The organism is Acidovorax sp. (genome assembly GCF_034519795.1).
Classification (GTDB): Bacteria; Pseudomonadota; Gammaproteobacteria; order Burkholderiales; family Burkholderiaceae_C; genus Acidovorax.
In genome coordinates this window covers 583,857-603,690 of sequence record NZ_JAXHOB010000014.1, presented here as the reverse complement: position 1 = coordinate 603,690, position 19,834 = coordinate 583,857, and the positions used below count along the sequence as shown (strand labels likewise).

16 protein-coding genes are annotated in these 19,834 nt (G+C 69.0%); 2 read left to right on the top strand and 14 right to left on the bottom strand.

Annotation, left to right across the window (positions count from 1 at the left end):
• Complete coding sequence (locus U5N23_RS19600; RefSeq protein ID WP_322594400.1) at positions 1 to 567, bottom strand: DUF4124 domain-containing protein; 567 nt, start codon at positions 565 to 567, stop codon at positions 1 to 3.
• Between the two features lie 133 nt (positions 568 to 700).
• Positions 701 to 1,537: a helix-turn-helix transcriptional regulator gene (locus tag U5N23_RS19595; protein ID WP_322594399.1), complete on the bottom strand. Its 837-nt coding sequence runs from the start codon at positions 1,535 to 1,537 to the stop codon at positions 701 to 703.
• A gap of 104 nt (positions 1,538 to 1,641) precedes the next feature.
• Here U5N23_RS19595 and U5N23_RS19590 point away from each other — a divergent pair, with 104 nt between their 5' ends.
• On the top strand, positions 1,642 to 2,889 hold the full coding sequence (locus U5N23_RS19590; RefSeq protein ID WP_322594398.1) for an MFS transporter: 1,248 nt from the start codon (positions 1,642 to 1,644) through the stop codon (positions 2,887 to 2,889).
• A 34-nt stretch (positions 2,890 to 2,923) separates the two neighbouring features.
• Here U5N23_RS19590 and U5N23_RS19585 read toward each other — a convergent pair whose 3' ends face one another.
• The 5 genes from U5N23_RS19585 to U5N23_RS19565 form a co-directional block, all read right to left on the bottom strand.
• Entirely contained in the window at positions 2,924 to 3,802 is an 879-nt protein-coding gene (locus U5N23_RS19585) for a sugar phosphate isomerase/epimerase family protein (protein WP_322594397.1), read from the bottom strand.
• A 5-nt stretch (positions 3,803 to 3,807) separates the two neighbouring features.
• Positions 3,808 to 5,019, bottom strand: coding sequence for a dihydrodipicolinate synthase family protein (locus U5N23_RS19580; protein WP_322594396.1), 1,212 nt, complete (start codon positions 5,017 to 5,019; stop codon positions 3,808 to 3,810).
• A 37-nt stretch (positions 5,020 to 5,056) separates the two neighbouring features.
• Complete coding sequence (locus tag U5N23_RS19575) at positions 5,057 to 6,220, bottom strand: Gfo/Idh/MocA family oxidoreductase (RefSeq protein ID WP_322594395.1); 1,164 nt, start codon at positions 6,218 to 6,220, stop codon at positions 5,057 to 5,059.
• 104 nt (positions 6,221 to 6,324) lie between these two features.
• A complete protein-coding gene (locus U5N23_RS19570) occupies positions 6,325 to 7,326 on the bottom strand; it encodes a tripartite tricarboxylate transporter substrate binding protein (RefSeq protein ID WP_322594394.1) in 1,002 nt (333 codons plus the stop codon).
• A 236-nt stretch (positions 7,327 to 7,562) separates the two neighbouring features.
• Positions 7,563 to 8,216: a TetR/AcrR family transcriptional regulator gene (locus U5N23_RS19565; RefSeq protein ID WP_322594393.1), complete on the bottom strand. Its 654-nt coding sequence runs from the start codon at positions 8,214 to 8,216 to the stop codon at positions 7,563 to 7,565.
• 280 nt (positions 8,217 to 8,496) lie between these two features.
• On the opposite strand from U5N23_RS19565, the gene U5N23_RS19560 reads away from it, so the two are divergent.
• Positions 8,497 to 9,888: a hypothetical protein gene (locus tag U5N23_RS19560; RefSeq protein ID WP_416208638.1), complete on the top strand. Its 1,392-nt coding sequence runs from the start codon at positions 8,497 to 8,499 to the stop codon at positions 9,886 to 9,888.
• A gap of 100 nt (positions 9,889 to 9,988) precedes the next feature.
• On the opposite strand, the gene U5N23_RS19555 is transcribed toward U5N23_RS19560, so the two are convergent.
• The 7 genes from U5N23_RS19555 to U5N23_RS19525 form a co-directional block, all read right to left on the bottom strand.
• The gene (locus tag U5N23_RS19555) at positions 9,989 to 12,223 is read right to left on the bottom strand and encodes an NADP-dependent isocitrate dehydrogenase (RefSeq protein ID WP_322594392.1); all 2,235 of its coding nucleotides are present in this window, start codon (positions 12,221 to 12,223) and stop codon (positions 9,989 to 9,991) included.
• Between the two features lie 283 nt (positions 12,224 to 12,506).
• Positions 12,507 to 12,998, bottom strand: coding sequence for a hypothetical protein (locus U5N23_RS19550; RefSeq protein WP_322594391.1), 492 nt, complete (start codon positions 12,996 to 12,998; stop codon positions 12,507 to 12,509).
• Positions 12,999 to 13,003: 5 nt separating this feature from the next.
• Positions 13,004 to 13,492, bottom strand: coding sequence for a hypothetical protein (locus U5N23_RS19545; RefSeq protein WP_322594390.1), 489 nt, complete (start codon positions 13,490 to 13,492; stop codon positions 13,004 to 13,006).
• 71 nt (positions 13,493 to 13,563) lie between these two features.
• On the bottom strand, positions 13,564 to 14,301 hold the full coding sequence (gene pdeM, locus U5N23_RS19540; RefSeq protein ID WP_322594389.1) for a ligase-associated DNA damage response endonuclease PdeM: 738 nt from the start codon (positions 14,299 to 14,301) through the stop codon (positions 13,564 to 13,566).
• Positions 14,302 to 14,313: 12 nt separating this feature from the next.
• Positions 14,314 to 17,028 carry a ligase-associated DNA damage response DEXH box helicase gene (locus tag U5N23_RS19535; protein WP_322594388.1) on the bottom strand — a complete coding sequence of 905 codons (2,715 nt, stop codon included), beginning with the start codon at positions 17,026 to 17,028 and terminating at the stop codon, positions 14,314 to 14,316.
• Positions 17,025 to 18,737 carry an ATP-dependent DNA ligase gene (locus U5N23_RS19530; protein WP_322594387.1) on the bottom strand — a complete coding sequence of 571 codons (1,713 nt, stop codon included), beginning with the start codon at positions 18,735 to 18,737 and terminating at the stop codon, positions 17,025 to 17,027. The genes U5N23_RS19535 and U5N23_RS19530 overlap by 4 nt, the downstream gene beginning before the upstream one ends.
• Positions 18,734 to 19,801, bottom strand: a complete 1,068-nt coding sequence (locus U5N23_RS19525) for a ligase-associated DNA damage response exonuclease (RefSeq protein ID WP_322594386.1) — start codon at positions 19,799 to 19,801, stop codon at positions 18,734 to 18,736. The genes U5N23_RS19530 and U5N23_RS19525 overlap by 4 nt, the downstream gene beginning before the upstream one ends.
• Positions 19,802 to 19,834 lie beyond the last annotated feature (33 nt).

The following is a 19,834-nucleotide window of genomic DNA, read 5'->3' as shown; positions in this document are numbered from 1 at the left end:
CTACTTTTTGCTCAGTTCCCGAAGCTCTTTCTCCAGCGCATCCACATTGGCCTGCAGCTCACGCGCGCGCAGCTCGCAGGCGGCGGCTGCGGCCTGCATTTCCGCGGTGATGGCCTGCTCGGAGACGGCCACGGCGGTGTTGGTGCGCGCCTGGGTGCGGCGGGCGGCCCGGTCGCGCTGCTCGGCCGCACAGCGCTGCCGGTGGGTCTGCAGTGCGCCGCGCGCTTCGCGGACCAGGCGTTGTTCCAGATCGGTCTTGCGGCGCCAGGTTTCGCCAAAGGCGCCTTCCTTGCGGGGGGCCGGCGCCGTGGCAGGGACGGATGCGGCACCCGCAGCGGGTGCGGCGGCGGATGCGCCCGATGCCGGGCTGGCGGCAGCAGGCGCCGCAGCCGCGGTACCGATGCCGCTGCTCGACAGCCGGACCTCGACCTTCTCGCCCTTGCCATTGCCCGCGCAAGGCGCGTCCTGGAAGGACACCTTGCCATCCGGCCCTGTGCACTTGTTGATGGCCCAGACCGGGGCCGCCAGCGCCAGGCAGGCGGTGGCCATGAACAGCTGTCGAACCATGCTTTCCCTCTCCCCGAAACCTTGAGTTGCAGCTTCCCAGTATCGCCGCTTCCGGCCGGCGGGATGCGGCCGGCTGTCCGGGCGGTTCCCGCAAACCCCCTGGCGGTCGTCCGGGTGCATGGCAGCTGGCAGCTCACGCCGCAGGCGCAAAGGCATCGTTCCTGCCGATGAACCAGCTGGGCGGCTGCCCCATGGCGGCCTTGAACATGGCGGAGAACGCGCTTTCGCTCGCATAGCCGCTGGAGGCGGCCACCTGGCCCACCGATTCGCCGCGCGCCAGGCGGGGCAGGGCATGGGCCAGCACCGCCTGCCTGCGCCATTGCGAGAAACCCATGCCGAACTGCGCTTGGAACAGCCGGGCCAGGGTGCGTTCGCTGGCGCCGCTGTCGGTGGCCCAGTCATGCAGCGTTGCATGGCGGCCAGGCGCGTCCAGCACGGCCTGGCACAGGGCGCGCAGGCGCTTGTCGCTGTCCGCACCGGGCAGCGGCACGCCCAGGGCCAGGCGTTCGGCCAGGCCGATCTCGTCGAGCACCAGTGCGGTCAGGGCGGCCTCGCGCGCGGGGCCGGGTGGCGTGCCGCCCACGGGGTCCAGCGCGGACACCAGTTCGCGCAGCAGCGGCGTCACCGCCATCACGCGGCAGACGGCGCCGTCGGCGGGCACCACGCCGGGGTCGATGTAGAGCGTGCGGAAGGCCGCAGCCTCCAGCACGGCGATGGCATGCAGCGCGCCGGGCGCGATCCACACCGCGCGCGAGGGCGGCACGATGTAGGCAGTCGGTGCGACCGGGGCCACCACGCTCACCTGGATCACGCCGCTGGCGCAGTAGGCCAATTGCCCCCAGGCGTGGCGGTGCGGCTCGAAATGCGTGTCGGCCGGCATGTTGCGCGCACGCACCCGCACCGGGTGGGCGGGGTTGGGGGCAAACGGGTCCATGTCCCCAAGCGGGGCGACCTGGCTGGTGCGTGCCATCGGGAACTCCGTGTTTTGTTTTGTCTACGCTGTTGGCGCAAATTCGCCGAAAGCTGTCCTTCCGTCGCATTCCAGAAATCCAGGCGCAATACTACGATGCCGCCATGACCTCTGCCAACCCCACCAGCCCCGCTGCTGCCGTCCCCCTGCGTGCCGACGCCGGGGTGATCGGCCTCGTGGGCATCGCCCACCTCATCAGCCACTACAGCCAGCTCTTGCTGGCGCCGCTGTTTCCGTGGCTCAAGGACGCCTTCCAGGTCGGCTACACCGAACTGGGCTTCCTCATGACCATCTTCTTCGTAGTCTCGTGCGCCGTGCAGGCGGGCTCGGGCTTCGTGGTCGACCGCTTCGGTCCGCGCCCCATCCTGTTCGGCGGCCTGGCGCTGCTGGGCCTGGCCGCATTCGGCTTTGCCGCCAGCACCAGCTACGGCATGCTGGCCGCGTTCTCGGTGCTGGCCGGCATCGGCAACGGCGTGTTCCACCCGGTGGACTACACGCTGCTGAACCGGCGCGTGAGCGCGCCGCGCCTGGGCCATGCCTACAGCGTACACGGCATCACCGGCAGCCTGGGCTGGGCGCTGGCGCCGGCCATGCTGGTGCCGCTGGCGATCGCGTTCTCGTGGCGCGTGGCGCTGGTCTGCGCGGGCGTGCTGGCCTTTGCGGTGCTGGCGCTGCTGCTGTTCAACCGCCGCCACCTGGAGTTGCCGGCCGTACCCGTTGTTGCCAAGGCCGGCGCCACCGGCACACCCACACAAGGCAACTTCGCCTTCCTGCGCATCCCGGCCGTGTGGATGTGCTTTGCGTTCTTCTTCTTCTACGCCGTCTCGCTCAACGTGGTGCAGGCCTTTGCGCCCGAGGCCGCGCGCCAGCTGCACGCGGTGCCCGTGGCCCTGGCAGCCATGTGCCTCACGGTCTACATGGTGGCCAGCGCGGGCGGCATGGTGCTGGGTGGCTTTCTGGCGGCCGACCCGAGCCGCTGCGAGCGCATCGTGGGCGTGGGCTTCGGCCTGGCCGCCTGCGTGGCGGTGGCCCTGGCGCTGGCGCACCCGCCCGGCGCCTTGGTGCCCGTGATGTTCGGTGTGATGGGTTTTTGCGCCGGCATCGCCGGCCCCTCGCGCGACCTGCTGGTCAAGCGCTCCACGCCCGAGGGCTCCACGGGCCGGGTCTACGGCATCGTGTACTCGGGGCTGGACATCGGCCAGGCCCTGTCGCCGCTGCTGTTCGGCGTGCTATTGGACCAGGGGCGCTTCACCGCCGTGCTGCTGGGCCTGGCCGTGGTGCAGGGCGTGCTGATCGCCAGTGCCTTCAATGTGCGCCGCGTGCGGCGCACCCTGGCACCCGTTCCCGCTTGATGCAGGCAGATGTGCCGGGCAACGCCCCGGCGCATCAGACCACCGTGCGGTGACGGGCGATGCAGGTATCCAGCGTGTCCTCGCCCGTGCGCTGCCACCAGTCCAGCGCCGAGAAGATCTCCACCTCGGCATAGCCCGCAAAGCCCGCAGCCTCGACCCACTGGCGGATCTTCTTCAGTTCAATCACGCCGTCGCCCATCATGCCCCGGTCGCTGAGCAGGTCGCGCGTGGGCAGGCGCCAGTCGCACACATGGTAGGCCAGCAGGCGATCCTTGCCCGCTCGGGCGATCTGCTGCGCCAGCTTGGGGTCCCACCACACGTGGTACACGTCCAGGGCCACGCCCAGCGCACCGGTCTTTTGCGGGTCGAGTGCGTCGCAGATGTCCAGCGCGTGTTCCAGTGTGTTGATGCAGGCGCGGTCGGCCGCCTGCATGGGGTGCAGCGGCTCGATGGCCAGGGGCATGCCCACCTGGTGCGCGTAGTCGAGCGATGCGGCGATGCCGTCGAACACCTCGCTGCGGGCGCGGGCGAGGTCGGTGTAGCGGGGCGTACCGTCCAGCGCGCCGGGCAGGGCGCCCACCACCAGTACCAGGCAGGCGGCATCGAGCGCCTTGGCCTCGTCGATGGCGCGGCGGTTGTCGTCGAGCGCGGCGCGCAGTCCGGCCGCATCGGCCGCCGGGTAGAAGCCGCCGCGGCAGTAGCCCGACAGCGCCATGCCATGGGCACGCAGCTGGCGTGCAGTAGCCTCCAGGCCCGCTGCGGCCACCTGGTCGCGCCAGGGGCTGATGGCGCGGATGCCGCGCTCGGCGCATTGGTCGATGATGCGCGAAAGCGGCACCTCGGCCCCCTGCTGCTTGCGCACGGTGGCGGTGTTGATCGACAGCCAGCGGTGGTCTTGCGAGAAATCACGCATGGCGGTCAGGCGCTCACGCCGTGCAAGGCCAGCAGGTGGCCCATGCGCTGCACGGCCAGCTCGGGCTGTTCCAGCAGGTCGGCCTGATCGGCCAGGCGGAACAACTCCGCAAAATGCACCAGCGAGCGTGTGCTCTGCTGCCCGCCCACCATGGTGAAGTGGCTCTGGTGCCCGTTGAGCCAGGCCATGAAGACCACGCCCGTCTTGTAAAAGCGCGTGGGCGCCGCGAAGATGTGGCGCGACAGCGGCACCGTGGGACCCAGGATGGCGTGAAAGCGCGCCGTGTCGCCCGCAGCCAGGGCCGCCAGTGCGGCACTCGCGGCCGGGGCGATGGCGTCGAAGATGCCCAGCAGCGCATCGCTCTGGCCCTGGCGCGGCGTGGCGCCCGCACCATCGCCCGCGATGAGCTCGGCGTAGTTGAAGTCGTCGCCGGTGTACATGCGCACGCCCTGGCCGTCGGTGCCGCCTGTGGCGGGCAGGCGGCGGCGCATGGCGATTTCCTTGTCCTTGTCGAGCAGCGAGATCTTGATGCCGTCCACCTTGTCCGGGTGCGCGGCGATCACGGCCAGGGCCGTGTCCATGGCCGCATCGGCATCGCGCGAACCCCAGTAGCCCGCCAGCGCCGGGTCGAACATGTCGCCCAGCCAGTGCAGCACCACGGGCTGGCGCGCCTGCGACAGGATGCGGTCATACACGCGCTCGTAGTCGGCGGGGCTTTGCGCCACGCGCGCCAGCGCGCGGCTGGCCATGACGATGAGCTTGCCGCCGAGCTTCTCGATGGCCTCCATCTGCTCCTCGTAGCCGCGGATCACGTCGTCCACCGACTTCACCTCGTCCAGCACCAGGTGGTCCGTGCCGCAGCCCGAGGCCGCGAGCGCGCCCGGCCCGAAGTCGCGCGCCGCGTCGAGCGAGCGGCGGATCAGCTCCAGCGAGGTCGGCCAGTCCAGCCCCATGCCGCGCTGCGCGGTGTCCATGGCCTCTGCCACGCCCAGGCCCAGCGACCACAAGCGCTGGCGGTAGGCGATGGTCGCGTCCCAGTCCACCGCGCACTGCAGCCAGGGGTCGATGGCGGCCAGCGGGTTGGCCACCACGTGGGCGGCCGAGTAGGCGATGCGGTTGAACACCGCACCCTGCTGCGGTACCACCGGCGTGCGGCCTTGCAGGGTGTAGGGGCTGATGCGGCCATCGGCCGTGGGCAGGGAAAGGCGAAGGGCCATGGTGAACTCGGGAGGTGGGGTGAAATGGATCAGGTGCTCAGGCCTTGAGTGGGGCGACGTCCACCCAGCGGCGTTCCTTCCAGCTTTCCAGCGCCGCTTCCACCAGCTGCACGCCCTTGGCGCCCTCGGGCAAAGTCCACTTGTAGGGCGCGTCTTCCACCACGTGGCGGATGAAGTGCTCCCACTGGATCTTGAAGCCGTTGTCGTAGACCTGCGAGTCCGGGATCTCCTGCCACTGATCGAAGAAGTTCATGCTTTGCTTTTCGTCGGGGTTCCATACCGGGCGCGGCGTGGCCACACGGCTTTGCGCGCGGCAGCTCGACAGGCCGGCCACGGCCGAGCCGTCGGTGCCGTCCACGTGGAAGGTGACGAGGTCGTCACGCCGCACGCGCGTGGCCCAGCTCATGTTGAGCTGCGCGATCACCGGCTCGCCGTTGTGGCCCGTGAGCTCGCAGGTGGCATAGGCCGCGTCGTCGGCGGTGGCCTGGTACGGTTGACCGGCTTCGTCCCAGCGCTGCGGGATGTGCGTGGCGCCGATGCACGAGACCGATTTGACCTCGCCGAACAGGTTGTCCAGCACATAGCGCCAGTGGCACATCATGTCCAGGATCATGCCGCCGCCGTCTTCGCTGCGGTAGTTCCAGCTCGGGCGCTGGATGGGCTGCAGGTCGCCCTCGAACACCCAGTAGCCGAACTCCAGGCGCACGCTGAGCATGCGGCCGAAGAAGCCCGCGCGGCGCAGCATGTCGAGCTTGCGCAGGCCGGGCAGGAACAGCTTGTCCTGCACCGCGCCGTGCTTGAGGCCCGAGCCCGAGGCCAGGCGCGCGATCTCCACCGCCTCGTTGAGGTTGGTGGCGATGGGCTTTTCGCAGTACACATGCTTGCCTGCACGGATGGCCTTGGCCAGCAGGGTGGGGCGCATCTGCGTGGTGCCGGCGTCGAAGAACACCGTGTCCTCGGGGTTGGCCAGCGCGGCATCGAGGTCGGTGCCCCAGCGTGCGATGCCGTGGGCCCGGGCCAAGCTCTCCATCTTTTCAGCGTTGCGGCCGATCAGGATGGGGTCGGGCATCACACGGTTGCCGTTGGAAAGCACGACGCCGCCCTGCGCGCGGATGGCGCAGATGGAGCGGATCAAATGCTGGTTCATGCCCATGCGGCCGGTGACGCCGTGCATGATGAGTCCGAGTCGTTGGGTTGCCATGGTGGTCGGTCCGTTTTCAGTTCAAAGGTTGCAATAGGTGGGCAAAGGCGCGGCCAGGCCACTCCCTTCGCGGGGGCTGGCTGTGCGGTACGGCGCGGATGGGATTACTGGGTGGGCTGGAGGCCGGCGGCCTTGACCAGCACTGCGTTGCTCTTGATCTCGTCCTTGATGTAGGCGTCGAACTGCTCGGGCTTGAGCGTCCAGGCGTCGGCACCGAGCTTGAGGAAGCGCTCCTTCACCTCGGGCGTGGCCAGGGCCTTGACCACCTCGTCGTGCAGGCGGTTCACGATGTGGCGTGGCGTCTTGGCCGGAACCATCATCCCGATCCAGAAGTTGAATTCCGAGCCGGGCACGCCGGCCTCGGCCGTGGTGGGCACGTCGGGCAGGGCGGCCGCGCGCTTGGGCGAGCCCACGGCCAGCGCCAGCAACTGGCCGTCCTTGATCTGGCCGATGACGGGCGCAATCGGCGAGAAGTAGTAGTCCACGCGGCCCGACAGCACCTCGGTCACGGCCTCGGCCGAGCCCTTGAAGGGGATGTTGGTGGCGTCGATCTTCGCGGCCAGCTTGAACTTCTCGGCGTTCAGGTGCGTGGCGCTGCCCTGGCCGGCCGAGGCGAAGTTCACCGTGCCTGGCTTGGCCTTGGCCGACGCCACCAGGTCCTGCAGCGTCTTGATGCCCTTGGCGGGAGAGATCACCAGCGCATTCGGCAGCGACGAGATCGGCGTCACGCCCGCGAAGTCGCCTGTGGTGTCGAACGGCAGCTTGGCAAAGGTCGAGGGGCTCACGGTGTGCGAGGAGGAATGGACCATCACCGTGTACCCGTCGGGCGCCGCCGTGGCCACCGCCTGCTGGCCGATGGTGCCGCTGGCGCCCCCGCGGTTGTCCACCACCAGCGACTGGCCCATGCTCTGGCCCATCTTGTCGGCGATGGCGCGCGCAATGATGTCGGTGGTGCTGCCTGCGGCGAAGGGCACGATCACGCGGATGGGCTTGGTGGGGTAGCCGCCCTGCGCGAGCGCGGCAAAGGGCACGGTGGAGAGGACGGCACCCGCGAGCGCGGCGCGAGCGGCGGTGCGGGCAAAACGGGCGAGGCGCGTAGTAGGCATGGTGGATTTGTCTCCAGGGTGGCAGGCTTGAACTTGCTCTTAATTCACTGATTGGTGAATAGATTGCATTTTTCAGGATCAGCCGCCGCACGTCAACGCGGTTGCAAGGGGCGCGATTAGGGGTTTACCCGGAAACACGCAGCCCGAGCGTCCGCGCTGCGCCTTCTGCCCGGCGACCCGGGCATTCCACAGGGGGATCGATTGGACCAAGCCGGGCGCTGCTGCGCTGGCCCGGCTCAGCTCCTCAGCACATAGCCGAGCACCATGTCGCACATGTGCGAAAGCCGCTCGTTGCGGGCCTTGGGCGCCATGAGGTCGCGCGCAAAGATGGCCGAGAGCGTGTGGTTGTTCGACAGGTAGAAGTACGACAGCCCGGCGATCGAGACGTACAGCTGCAGTGGGTCCACCCCGCCGCGAAAGCTGCCCTCGCGCCGGCCGCGCTCCAGCACCTCGCCCAGCATGGCGATCAGCGGCGAGTTCATCTCGCGCGCGCGCTGCGACTCCTGCAGGTGGCGCGCCTTGTGCAGGTTGGCGCTGTTGAGCAGGGTGAGAAACTGCGGATTCTCCAGGTAATACACCCAGGTGAACTCCACCAGCCGGCGGATCGCGGTGGCGGGCTCCAGCTCCAGCAGGTTGAGCTTGCGCTCCTCCTCGCGGATGTGCAGGTAGGCCTGCTCCAGCACCGCCTGGAAGAGCTTGTCCTTGTCCTCGAAGTAGTAGTAGATCAGCCGCTTGTTCAGGCCGGCGCGTTCGGCAATGCGGTCCATGCGCGCACCGCCCAGGCCGTGCTCGGCAAACTCGTCGCGTGCCGCGCTGAAGATCGCGCCCTGCGAGCGGTCGGCGTCCCGCTGGCGCTCCTTGGCCGGGGTCGGCTCTGTGTCTTTGGTCATGGCCGAATAATTCACTATCTGGTTAACAAAATCCAGCCCCGGGAAGTCCAGGAGCGATCTTGTGGTGGCGATGCACGGCGCGGCAGGGGTCCACACGGGCACCGGGAACTATAGCCAGAGAGCGGACCAGTTCCAGGCTGGCGCATCTGCATACGCACAGCATATGGAGCTGCCCTGCGCCGGCTATTTGACGGGACGCAGGGCGCTTTCTACGATGCGCCACGGGCCCTGCTGCCCGCTTTTTGCAGAACCGCACAACATACCCGGAGACGAATCGCCCATGCACTCCCTTCCTGCATCCCTCGCGCGCGCGCTGCGCCTGCCCCTGGTGGGCCTGGCCGCCGGCCTGCTGGCCGCCTGTGCCCCGATGAAAGCACCGCCGGCTGGCAGTGGTGCCTTGCCGGCCAGCAGGGAGGCCGCCCCCGTGGCCACTGCCTGCCCCAAGGACATCGCGGCCATCGCACGCTGCCTGTCGGGCCAGGATTCGGCAGGCGCCTACTACCTGATCGCCATGCCGAACCAGTGGAACAAGGTCCTGGTGATGCATTCGCATGGCGGCCCCACGCTGGGCGCGCCCAAGGCCGAGCGCGCGGTGCAGGACCTGCAGCGCTGGTCCATCATGGTCCGGGCCGGCTACGCCTGGGCGGGCAGCACCTTCCGCCAGGGCGGCGTGGCCGTGCGCGCCGCGGCCGAGGACACTGAGCGCCTGCGCCAGATCTTCGTGGCCCAGGTGGCCCAGCCGCGCCGCACCATCCTGCACGGCCAGTCCTGGGGTGCCGGCGTGGCGGCCATGGGCGCCGAGATGTTCGGCAACGGTGCCAGCGGCAAGCCCTACGATGCCGTGCTGCTCACCAGCGGCCTGCTGGCCGGCGGCAGCCGCTCGTACGACTTCCGCACCGACCTGCGCGTGGTCTACCAGCACCTGTGCAAGAACCACCCGCTGCCCAGCGAGCCGCAGTACCCGCTGAACATCGGCCTGCCGGCCGATGCGAAAATGAGCGCCGTCGAGCTCTCGGCCCGCGCCAACGAGTGCCTGGGCCTGAACAAGCCGGCGGCCGAGCGCACGCCCGAGCAACAGCGCAAGGTCAAGACCATCGTCGACGTGCTCCGCATCCCTGCCAGCTCGATCCAGAGCCACCTGAACTGGGGCACCTTCCACTTCCGCGACGTGGTGCACATGCGCACGGGCGGTGCCAGCCCCTTCGGCAACACCGGCGCACGGTACACGGGCTCGGCCGACGATGTGGCGCTCAATGCCGCCGTGCTGCGCTACCAGGCCGATCCACAGGCCCTGGCGCGCTTCGCGCAGGACACTGACCCTACGGGCCGCATTGCCGTGCCGGTGCTCACCGTCAAGGGCGTCGACGACCCGACCGCCTTCGTCGAGCTCGACGCCTACTTCAAGGGCACCATGGAGCGCGCCGGCAGCGGCGCGCGCCTGGTGCAGACTTTCACCCAGCACAACACCCACAGCTACCTGAGCGACCCGACCTATCCCACGCTGATGAGCGCGCTGCTGCGCTGGGTGGACGAGGGCGTGAAGCCCACGCCCGAGGGCATTGCCCAGCAGTGCCCGGCCTATGAGGCCCCATTCGGCAAGGGCTGCGCCTTCCTGCCCGCCTATGTGCCCAAGCCCCTGAACAGCCGCGTGGTGGACCGCGAGCGGCCGTAGCCTGCACCCGGCCGCTTGCTCGCGGCGCAATCGGGCAAGAAAAAGGGCCCCGATCGGGGCCCTGGGCCATGGGAGTGTGGGGCTCCGCAGCGAAAAGGGATCAGGCAACGGCCTTGAGTGCCTTGTTCAGCGTCTCGCTGGGGCGCATCACCGCGTCCAGCTTGGCGACGTCGGGCAGGAAGTAGCCACCGATGTCGGCGGGCTGGCCCTGCACGGCGGCCAGTTCGGCCACGATGGTGTCTTCCTTGGCGGTCAGTTCCTGGGCCAGCGGCGCGAAGTGCGCTGCCAGTTCCTTGTCGTCCGTCTGCGCGGCCAATTCCTGGGCCCAGTACAGGGCCAGGTAGAACTGGCTGCCGCGGTTGTCCAGCTGGCCGGTCTTGGGCGAGGGGTTCTTGTTGTTGTCCAGCAGCTTGCCCGTGGCGGCGTCCAGCGTCTTGGCCAGGATCTTGGCCTTGGCGTTGCCGGTCTTCAGCCCCATGTCCTCGAACGACACGGCCAGCGCCAGGAACTCGCCCAGCGAATCCCAGCGCAGGTGGTTCTCTTCCACCAGCTGCTGCACGTGCTTGGGCGCCGAGCCGCCGGCACCCGTTTCGTACATGCCGCCACCGGCCATCAGCGGCACGATGGACAGCATCTTGGCCGAGGTGCCCAGTTCCATGATGGGGAACAGGTCGGTCAGGTAGTCGCGCAGGATGTTGCCGGTGGCGCTGATGGTGTCCTGGCCGCGGATCACGCGCTCCAGCGTGTAGCGCATGGCACGCACCTGGCTCATGATCTGGATGTCGAGGCCGGTGGTGTTGTGCTCATGCAGGTACATCTTGACCTTGGTGATCAGCTGCGCCTCGTGCGGGCGGTACGAGTCGAGCCAGAACACCACGGGCATGCCGGAGTTGCGGGCGCGGTTGACGGCCAGCTTCACCCAGTCGCGGATCGCGGCGTCCTTGACCTGGCACATGCGCCAGATGTCGCCGGCTTCCACGTTCTGGGACAGCAGCACTTCGCCGGTCGCCAGGTCGGTGATGTTGGCCACGCCGTCTTCGGCGATCTCGAACGTCTTGTCGTGCGAGCCGTACTCTTCGGCCTGCTGGGCCATCAAGCCCACGTTGGGCACCGTGCCCATGGTCTTGGGGTCGAACGCGCCGTGCCATTTGCAGAAGTTGATGATCTCCTGGTAGATGCGGGCGAAGGTCGACTCGGGCATCACGGCCTTCACGTCCTTCAGACGGCCGTTGGCGTCCCACATCTTGCCGCTGTTGCGGATCATCGCGGGCATGGACGCGTCCACGATGATGTCGTTGGGCGAGTGGAAGTTGGTGATGCCCTTGGCCGAGTCGACCATGGCCAGCTCGGGGCGGTTCTCGTGGCAGGCGTGCAGGTCGCGCTTGATCTCGTCGCGCTGGCTTTGGGGCAGCGTCTCGATCTTGGCGTACAGGTCGACCATGCCGTTGTTCACGTTCACGCCCAGCTCGTCGAACGTCTTGGCGTGCTTGGCGAACGCGTCCTTGTAGAAGATGCGCACGCAGTGGCCGAACACGATGGGGTGAGACACCTTCATCATCGTGGCCTTCACGTGCAGCGAGAACATCACGCCGGTCTTGCGCGCGTCTTCGATTTCCTTCTCGTAGAACTCCAGCAGCGCCTTCTTGCTCATGAACATGCTGTCGATCACCTCGCGGTCGAGCAGCGCGACCTTGGGCTTCAGGACAATGGTCTTGCCGCTCTTGGTGATCAGCTCCATCTTCACGTCACGGGCGCGGTCCAGGGTCATGGACTTTTCGCCATGGTAGAAGTCGCCGTGGTGCATGTGCGAGACGTGGCTGCGCGATGCCTGGCTCCATTCACCCATCGAATGGGGGTTTTTGCGCGCGTAGTTCTTCACGGCGGCGGGCGCGCGGCGGTCGGAGTTGCCTTCGCGCAGCACGGGGTTCACAGCAGAGCCGATGCACTTGCCGTAGCGCGCCTTGATCTCTTTTTCCTTGTCGTCCTTGGGCTGGTCCGGGTAGTCGGGCAGTGCGTAGCCCTTGCCCTGCAGCTCGGCGATGGCCGCCTTGAGCTGCGACACCGACGCGCTGATGTTGGGCAGCTTGATGATGTTGGCGTCGGGCTGCAGCGTCTTCTTGCCCAGCTCGGCCAGGGTGTTGGGCGCGCGTTGCTCTTCCTTCAGGAATTCCGGGAACTCGCCCAGCACGCGGGCGGCCACGGAGATGTCGGACTCCGCCACGTTGATGCCGGCCGGTGCGGCGAACGTGCGGATGATGGGCAGGAAGGAAGCCGTGGCCAGGCGAGGTGCCTCGTCGGTCAGGGTGTAGATGATGGTTGGTTGCTGGGTCGTCATGGCTTGTCTCACGAAACGAGTGTGTAAATGCCCTTTGCCGGGGTATGGCAGGGGCCAAACGCGAATGCTCTCGCATTCTCGTCTTTTGGCGCTTTCCTGAACCCCCATTTTTGCAATTGAATTCCACTATGCAAAATTTACCGTTGGGTAGGCGAAGTTTTTTAATGCGTTGCCTGTAGCGAAAGCCGTTTCGGGCAGAAATGGGGCGGCGGCAAACCTGAAAAGCCTCATTGCCGCAAGGGCCAACGAGCAAGCCAACAGGCGGGCTCCGGCCTGAGTCACCTCAGGGTCGCCGGTAGCTCAGGCTCTGCAGAACGCCCTGTGCGCGCAGCAGGGACTGCGCCTCCTCTCGCCCCGCAGGTGTGATGAAGCGGGAGCGGATGGCCCGCCTGAGGCAATCCCTGCCGAGGGTTGGGGAGCGGGGCGTTCCTTGGCCCTGCAGGTGGCACTTCGCCAACTTGACCCAGGCGTCACCGTCGCCATCGAGCGCAGCATTGCGGAACCAATGGAAAGCGCTGCGGTGGAAATGCCGTTCCTGGAACAGGATGGCCAGGTTGTTGGCAGCCACGAAATCACCTGCTTGCCGGGCCTTGCGGTACCAGATGCGTGCCTGGTACTTGCTGGAGGGCGTGCCGAGCCCTTCGTCGTAAAAATAGCCCAGACTCAGCATGGCGCCTTTGCCCCCCTGGTCGACGCAGGACCGGAACAATTGAAATGCGCGAAGCAGATCGCCCGCATCCCATGCCTGGTGGGCCTGCTCTTCTAGAACGTGCATGGCTGCTACTCCATAAGTTCCTGCACATGCCGGATGTCCGTGCATTCGATCCGCAACGTCGTGCCGCGCTCGAACACGATGTCGTGCACCAGCATGTCTGAGGTATTCATCCATACCGCGTGGGTCAGGAGGTCTCCATGGGCCGTGTGCAGGTAACGCGGATCGCCGCGCCGTGCAGGACTTTGGAAAGCATATGCCTCCACTCCTGTGTAATGCAGGTAAATGTGCCGATCGTGGTACGGCCCCAGAAGGCACAGCCGGATTTCCGCGCGCCGGATCTCCTGTCGATCACCCTGCGCGGTTTCGCCAACGGTCAGTGACTGCAGCCACGCATCGTGTAGCGAACTGCGGGACTGCAGATCGTAGTGCGCGGGATCGGCTGCGAAAGCAAACACATGGACGGGCAGGCGCGCCTGGATCGAATCCAGGTAGCGCAGATAGCCATTGAAATCGAGGTAGCCGGTTTCGGCGTTGAAGAGGTGTTCTATTGCCATAGGTGCTGAACAGGCGTACGGCCATGGTAGCTGACCCCATGGCGAACACAGGTTCGACGAGTGAGCATGTGTCAGCCAGGAGGGTCTGCACTCCGAGGAACAGCCACCACCCGATCCCCCACCACCGCAAAACGCCGCGCCTGCGGCGCCATCGATTGGCTCGACGTCCCGGTGAACGCCCCGAACGCGGGCAGCACCAGCAGCCCCGGCGTGAAGGCGAAGCAAGGCAGGCGCGCGGCATCGCGCGCCAGGCCGTACAGGGTTACCGTGGGGTGCAGATGGCCCGCGAGCACGGTGCTGCCGGCAACGGCCAGGGGATGGTGGCAGGCCCGCACCTCGGTCCCTTCCACCGGTTGCCAGGGCTCATCGACCAGGGCGATGGAGAGCGTCGGCGGCGGGTCGCCCGCATGCAGGTCGTGGTTGCCCCGCACCAGCGTCATGCGAATGCCGGCGTGTCGTTCGCGCCAGGGCAGCAACTGGTTCCACAGCGGCTCGTCGGCGCCGCTGCGCGCGTGCAGGAAATCCCCGAGGAAGACCAGGTGCTGCGCACCCGTGGCGGCCAGCACCGCGTCGAGCCGGGCCAGGTTGTCGGCCGTGGTGCCATGCGGCACGGGCTGACCCGCGCGGCGGAAGGTGGCGGCCTTGCCGAAATGCACATCGGCCACGAAGGCCGTGCGCGCGGCGGGCCACCACACGGCGCGCTGGGGTAGCAGCCACAGGGGGGTGCCGCCGGGCAGGGTGATGGCCAGGGCGCCTGCGGGCGGGGCAGTGGGTGAAGGGGCGAAAGAAGGGTCTGCGTTCACGGGCAAGGTCGGTCGTGCTCAGAATCCGTGGCGCCTTCGCGGTCGGCGGGGCGTGTCTCCCGAATCGCCTCGGCGCGCGCGCCGGGGTGGCGCGGTGCCGCCGTCGGGCACATCCCAGGCCATGTCGGCCGGGTTCACGGGATGGTTGGCGAGGTGGGTGCCGGTGGTGTCGTCGGCGGCCTTCTCCAGCGCCTGCACCATGCGCGCCAGCCGGTCGGCCAGGGTCTCGGTGCTCAGGCGCTCGCGAAAGCGCTCCACCATCAGCGGCAGGGCGAACGGGGTGGGGCGCTCCAGCGCATGGATGGACAGGGTCTGCGCCTGCATGCCGCGCAAGGTGCGGGCCAGGCGCTCCATGTCCAGCTCGTTCGCCAGCAGCTCGGCGCGGGCCTGGGCCAGCAGCAGGTTGTCGGGGTCGTACTGGGCGAACACGTCGTAGTACAGCGAGGACGAGGCCTGCAGCTGGCGGCTGCTGCGCTGCTCGCCCGGGTGGCTCTGGAAGATGAGGCCTGCGATGCGCGCGATCTCGCGAAAGCGCCGGCGCGCCATCTCGGTGGCGTTGAGGCTGGCCAGCACCTCCTCTTCGAGCCCGCTATCCAGGGCGGTGGGTGTGCCTTCGCCCAGGATGCGCGGCAGCAGCGCGGCCCAATCGATGGGCTTGGCCGAGAGCAGCTCCAGCCCATAGTCGTTGACGGCGATGGAGAAGGTGTTGGCCACCTGCTGCGATGCGCGCCAGGCCAGCAGGCCGGCCAGGCCCAGGTGCACCAGGCGGCCCGCCAGCGGGTACAGGTACAGGTGCCAGCCCTCGCGGGTGTGCAGGGTCTCGGCCACCAGGCGGCCGGGCGTGGGCAGGGCCGACCAGGCACCCTGCACGGCCAGCAGGGGCCGGGCGCACTGCATCTCGGGCGAGGCATACACGCCGCGCTCGGCCTGCTCCAGCATCTCCAGCATGGCGTCGGCCAGCGTGTTCGACAGCGGCATGCGCCCGCCGTTCCAGTGCGGCAGCGCGGCGCTGCCCTTGGGGGCGATGCGCACATAGGCCGTCATCTGCTGGGTGCGCACCAGCTCCAGCAGGCGGCCGGCGAACATGAACACGTCGCCCTTGCGCAGCCGCGCGATGAAGCTCTCTTCCACCGAGCCCAGCCGCCCGCCGCTCACGAACTGCACCTGCATGCTGGCATCGCTGACGATGGTGCCGATGTTGCTGCGGTGGCGGCGCGCCAGCCGCGCATCGGGCACGCGCCACACGCCTTCCTCATCGGGCGCAGCGCGCTGGAAGTCGGGGTAGGTGGCCAGCGAGGCGCCGCCCTGGCGCACGAACTGCAGCGCCCACTGCCAGTCGTTGTCGGCCAGCGCGGCATAGGCCGGGGCGCGGCGCACCTCGGCCAGCAGCGCCTCGGGCACGAAGCCGCCGCCCAGCGCCACGGTGACCAGATGCTGCACCAGCACATCGAGCGGCGCGCGCGGCGTGTGCCGGTCTTCGATGCGGCCCAGCGCCAGCGCGTGGCGCGCGGCGGCCGCCTCCACCAGCTCCAGGCTGTGCGTGGGCACCAGGGTGATGCTCGATGTGCGCCCCGGCGCGTGGCCGGATCGGCCCGCGCGCTGCACCAGCCGCCCCACACCCTTGGCCGAGCCGATCTGCAGCACCTGCTCCACGGGCAGAAAGTCCACGCCCAGGTCCAGGCTCGACGTGCAGACCACCGCCTTGAGCAGGCCGGCCTTGAGCCCGTTCTCCACCCAGGCGCGCACCTCCTGGCCCAGCGACCCATGGTGCAGCGCGATCGTGCCGGCCCAGTCGGGCCGTGCCTCCAGCAGCGCCTGGTACCAGCGCTCGGCCTGCGAGCGGGTGTTGGTGAACACCAGTGAGGATGCACAGGCCTCGATGGACTCCACCACCTGCGGCAGCAGCGCCAGGCCCATGTGGCCGGCCCAGGCAAAGCGGTCCACCTTGGCCGGCAGCATCACGTCCACCCGTAGCGCCTTGTCGATGCGGCCCTGCACCAGCACGGCCGGCGCTGCGGCGGGGGCGCCCTGCACCGGGCGGGGCAGCAGCGTGTCCAGCGCCTCCTGCAGGTTGCCGAGCGTGGCCGACATGCCCCAGACCTGCAGGGCCGGGTTCCAGCCCGACAGGCGCGCCAGCGCCAGCTGGGCCTGCACGCCGCGCTTGTTGCCCACCAGCTCGTGCCACTCGTCCACCACCACCAGGCGCACGTGGCGCAGGCGCTCATGGGCATCGGCGCGCGCCAGCAGCAGCGACACGCTTTCGGGCGTGGTCACCAGCAGCGTGGGCAGGCGGCGGTCCTGCGCGGCGCGCTCACCGCTGGCGGTGTCGCCGGTGCGCAGGCCGCTGGTCCAGTCGGGCGCCAGGTCGGGCAGGGGCGCCACCAGTGCGCGCAGCGTGTCGGCCGCCAGGGCGCGCATGGGGGTGATCCACAGCACGGTGAGCGGCGGCGCTACCGCACGGCGTGTGCGCAGGGCCGTGCGTGCGCTCGCCTCTGCAACGGGTGCCACGGGCGCGCCTGCCAGCGCCAGGTGCTGCAGTGCCCCCAGCCACACGGCATAGGTCTTGCCCGCACCGGTGGTGGCGTGCAGCAGGCCCGAGCGGCCTTGGCCCATGGCTCGCCACACCTCCTGCTGGAAGCCGAAAGGCTGCCAGCCGCGCGCGGCCATCCAGCCGGCGGCAGCACTCGCGGCAACCGTGGGCAGCGGCTTGCGCGGGCGGCGGGTAGTGCTCATCCTGCGGCGTCCTGCCCCGGCAGCAGGGCCATCAAGGTCTGCAAGGTATCGGCCTCGGCCACCGTCTTGTCCTGGCGCCAGCGCAGCATGCGCGGAAAGCGCACCGCGATACCGCTCTTGTGCCGCGGGCTCTTGCCGATGCCCTCGAAGCCCAGCTCGAAGACCATGCTCGCATCCACGCTGCGCACCGGGCCGAAGCTTTCGCGTGTGGTCTTGCGGATGATGGCGTCCACCTGGCCGATCTCCACGTCCGTCAGGCCCGAATAGGCCTTGGCGAAAGGCACCAGCTGGCGCTCGGGGTCTTCGGGCGGCCCGTTCCACACCGCAAAGGTGTAGTCGCTGTACAGGCTGGCGCGGCGGCCGTGGCCGCGCTGGGCGTAGATCAGCACGGCGTCCACGCTCATGGGGTCGATCTTCCACTTCCACCACATGCCCACGTCCTTGGTGCGGCCCACGCCGTAGTGCGCCTGGCGGTGCTTGAGCATGAAGCCCTCGGTGCCCATGCCGCGCGCGGCCTCGCGCTGGCGCGCGAGGTCTTCCCAGTCGCTCCCCTGCAGCAGCGCGCTCAGCCGCAGGGTGTGGTGCGGTGCGGGTGCGATGGCCGCCGCCAGGTCGGCTTGCAGTGTGGCCTCCAGTAGCGCGCGGCGTGCCTCTTGGGGCTGCTGGCGCAGATCCTGCCCAGCATGTTCGAGCAGGTCGTAGGCTACCAGCACCACGGGCAGTTCGCGCAGCAACTTGGGGCCCAGGGTCTTGCGGCCCAGGCGCTTCTGCAGGTCGGCAAAGGGGCGGGGCTGGGGCTCACTGGGCAGCCATACGAGGATCTCTCCATCGACCACCGTGCCATCGGGCAAGGCCGCCATCGCGGCCTCGGCCAGCTCGGGGAAACGGTCGGTCACCAGTTCCTCGCCACGCGACCAGACCCACACCGCGCCGCCCCGGCGCACGATCTGCGCGCGGATGCCGTCCCACTTCCATTCCACCAGCCAATCTGCTGGCGCGCCCAGCAGCGCGGGCATCTCGGCCACGGGCTGGCTGAACGGGTGGGCCAGGAAGAAGGGGTAGGGCTGGCCCGCCATGCCTGAATCCACTGCGGCGCCCGCGTCGCCATCCGCGGTCTCCTCCACGGGTGCCACCAGCGCGTTGTAGTCGTCTGCCTGGGGCTGGCGGCCGATCTGCGTGTAGCCCATGAGCCGGTGGGCGATGCGCTTGGGGTCCAGCGCGCTCACGGTGGCCAGCGCCTGGGTCACCTGCAGGCGCGACACCCCCACGCGGAAGTTGCCGGTGATGAGCTTGAAGTACACGAAGCGCTGCTCCGGCGCCAGCATGTCCCACTGTGCGCGCAGGCGGGCGTCGGCCTCCTCGGGCGGCAGGGCGCGCAGGGGCAGCAGCTGGGCCATCCATTCGGCCAGCGGCAGGTCCACCGGCTGCACCGGCGGTGGCAGCAGCAGGGCCAGCGTTTCGGCCAGGTCACCCACGGCCTGGTAGCTCTCTTCGAACAGCCATTCGGGCAGGCCGGCCGCCTCCTGCGCCAGGGCCTTCAGGCGCTTGGTGGGCACCATCTGGCGCGGCTTGCCCCCGGCCAGGAAGTAGGTGGCCCAGGCCGCATCGGCCGGCGGCGCCACGCGCAGGTAGGCCACCAGCGCCGCCAGCTTGGCCGACTGAGCGGTGCTGGCATCGAGCGCCTGGAACAACTGGGCAAAGGCCTTCATGGTGCCGCGTCCTCGGGCGCCGGTGCATCAGGCTGCGCTTGCGGCGCTGCAGCCCCTGCGTCGTCCTCGTTGTCGTCGGCGCCGTACTCGGTCGCGAACACCTGCGCATCCAGCCCCTGCTCGCACAGCCAGCGCACCATCACCTCGGTGCTGCCGTGGGTCACGATGATGCGCTCGGCCCCCGTGGCACCAATGGCTTTCTGCAGGCTGGGCCAGTCCGCGTGGTCGCTCATCACGAAGCCCCGGTCCACGCCGCGGCGGCGGCGCGCGCCGCGCACCAGCATCCAGCCGCTGGCAAAGGCATCGGAATGCTCGCCAAAGCGCTTGAGCCAGGGCGTGCCTGCCGCCGAAGGCGGTGCCAGCACCAGCGCGCGGCGCAACTCGGCCTTGGTGACGCCCGGGTCCGTCACGCGCAGCGTGGGCGGCAGCGCCACGCCCGCCGCGCGGTACACGGCGTTGAGCGGGTCCACCGCGCCGTGCACGACGATGGGGCCGATGCCGGCGTCCACCCCGTGCAGCAGCCGCTGCGCCTTGCCGAAGGCGTAGGCATAGAGCACGCTGGCCTTGCCCGCCGCCGCATTCGCGGCCCACCAGGCATTGATGTCGGCGAACAGCGCGGGCTGCGACGGCCAGCGGTAGATCGGCAGGCCGAAGGTCGATTCGGTGATGAAGGTGTGGCAGCGCACCGGCTCGAACGGCGGGCAGGTGCCGTCGTCCTCGAGCTTGTAGTCGCCCGAGGCCACCCACACCTGGCCGCCATGCTCGACCCGCACCTGGGCCGAGCCCAGCACATGCCCCGCCGGGTGCAGCGACAGGCGCACGCCGTGGTGGTCGATGGTGTCGCCGTAGGCCAGGGTCTGCAGGTCAATGTCCGCGCCCAGCCGGTTGCGCAGCGTGCCTTCGCTGTCGGTGTGCGCCAGGTAGTGCGCCGAGCCCATGCGCGCATGGTCGGAGTGCGCATGCGTGATCACGGCCCGCTCCACCGGCCGCCAGGGGTCGATGTAGAAATTGCCGGCCGGGCAGTACAGGCCTTCGGGGCGGTGGACGATGAGGTCGCTGGGCATGGGTGGACAAGGTGGGCCGCAGGGTGGCCGGGC